The following is a 2,157-nucleotide window of genomic DNA, read 5'->3' on the forward strand; positions in this document are numbered from 1 at the left end:
TCTCTCCGAAATAGCTTTAGGGCTAGCGTCGACATGAGAATCATGGAGGTAGAGCACTGTTTGGGTGAGGGGTCCATCCCGGATTACCAATCTCAGATAAACTCCGAATGCCATTGATTTATGGTCGGCAGTCAGACTGCGAGTGCTAAGATCCGTAGTCGAAAGGGAAACAGCCCAGACCACCAGCTAAGGTCCCTAAATAATTGTTAAGTGGAAAAGGATGTGGGGTTGCACAGACAACTAGGATGTTAGCTTAGAAGCAGCTATTCATTCAAAGAGTGCGTAATAGCTCACTAGTCGAGTGACCCTGCGCCGAAAATGTACCGGGGCTAAAACAATTTACCGAAGCTGTGGATAACACTTAGGTGTTATGGTAGGAGAGCGTTCTATGTGTGGCGAAGGCATACCGTGAGGAGTGCTGGAACGCATAGAAGTGAGAATGCCGGTATGAGTAGCGAAAGACAGGTGAGAATCCTGTCCACCGTAAGACTAAGGTTTCCAGGGGAAGGCTCGTCCGCCCTGGGTTAGTCGGGACCTAAGGAGAGACCGAAGGGTGTATCCGATGGCCAACAGGTTGATATTCCTGTACTAGTGTATATAGTGAAGGAGGGACGCAGAAGGCTAACTAAACCGGACGAATGGAAGAGTCCGGCCAAGCAGTGAGGTGTGGACTGAGTCAAATGCTTAGTCCTGATACATTGAGCTGTGATGGGGAGCGAAGTTTAGTAGCGAAGTTAGTGATGTCACGCTGCCAAGAAAAGCTTCTAGCGTTTAAGTATACACTACCCGTACCGCAAACCGACACAGGTAGTCGAGGCGAGTAGCCTCAGGTGATCGAGCGAACTCTCGTTAAGGAACTCGGCAAAATGACCCCGTAACTTCGGGAGAAGGGGTGCTCAGTATAACTGAGCCGCAGTGAAAAGGCCCAAGCAACTGTTTATCAAAAACACAGCTCTCTGCTAAATCGTAAGATGATGTATAGGGGGTGACGCCTGCCCGGTGCTGGAAGGTTAAGAGGAGTGCTTAGCGTAAGCGAAGGTGTGAATTGAAGCCCCAGTAAACGGCGGCCGTAACTATAACGGTCCTAAGGTAGCGAAATTCCTTGTCGGGTAAGTTCCGACCCGCACGAAAGGCGTAATGATTTGGGCACTGTCTCAACGAGAGACTCGGTGAAATTTTAGTACCTGTGAAGATGCAGGTTACCCGCGACAGGACGGAAAGACCCCATGGAGCTTTACTGCAGTTTGATATTGAGTATCTGTGCCACATGTACAGGATAGGTAGGAGCCATAGAAGATGGGACGCTAGTTTCATTGGAGGCGTTGTTGGGATACTACCCTTGTGTTATGGCTACTCTAACCCGAATAGGTGATCCCTATTGGAGACAGTGTCTGACGGGCAGTTTGACTGGGGCGGTCGCCTCCTAAAAGGTAACGGAGGCGCCCAAAGGTTCCCTCAGATTGGTTGGAAATCAATCGCAGAGTGTAAAGGTATAAGGGAGCTTGACTGCGAGACCTACAAGTCGAGCAGGGACGAAAGTCGGGCTTAGTGATCCGGTGGTTCCGCATGGAAGGGCCATCGCTCAACGGATAAAAGCTACCCTGGGGATAACAGGCTTATCTCCCCCAAGAGTTCACATCGACGGGGAGGTTTGGCACCTCGATGTCGGCTCGTCGCATCCTGGGGCTGTAGTCGGTCCCAAGGGTTGGGCTGTTCGCCCATTAAAGCGGCACGCGAGCTGGGTTCAGAACGTCGTGAGACAGTTCGGTCCCTATCCGTCGCGGGCGTAGGAAATTTGAGAGGATCTGCTCCTAGTACGAGAGGACCAGAGTGGACTTACCGCTGGTGTACCAGTTGTTCTGCCAAGAGCATCGCTGGGTAGCTATGTAGGGACGGGATAAACGCTGAAAGCATCTAAGTGTGAAACCCACCTCAAGATGAGATTTCCCATAACGTTATGTTAGTAAGAGCCCTGAGAGAAGATCAGGTTGATAGGTTAGGAGTGGAAGCGTTGTGAGACGTGTAGCGGACTAATACTAATCGCTCGAGGACTTATCCTAAAGGAAGTCATGAGACTGTCAATAAGGCGCAGCGTTGGTTTTTTTGGAGATAGCTATTCAATTATGAGTGTTTAAGCTCAGAGTTAAGTGACGATAG

Annotated in this window: 1 rRNA gene; it reads left to right on the plus strand. The window is 50.2% G+C overall.

The features are described 5' to 3' along the window. Positions 1–2,060 (plus strand): 23S ribosomal RNA (locus A3GY_RS0109495); the annotation flags it as partial. Between the last annotated feature and the right edge of the window lie 97 nt (positions 2,061–2,157).

It is taken from the genome of Streptococcus ferus DSM 20646 (assembly GCF_000372425.1).
GTDB classification, from domain to species: domain Bacteria; phylum Bacillota; class Bacilli; order Lactobacillales; family Streptococcaceae; genus Streptococcus; species Streptococcus ferus.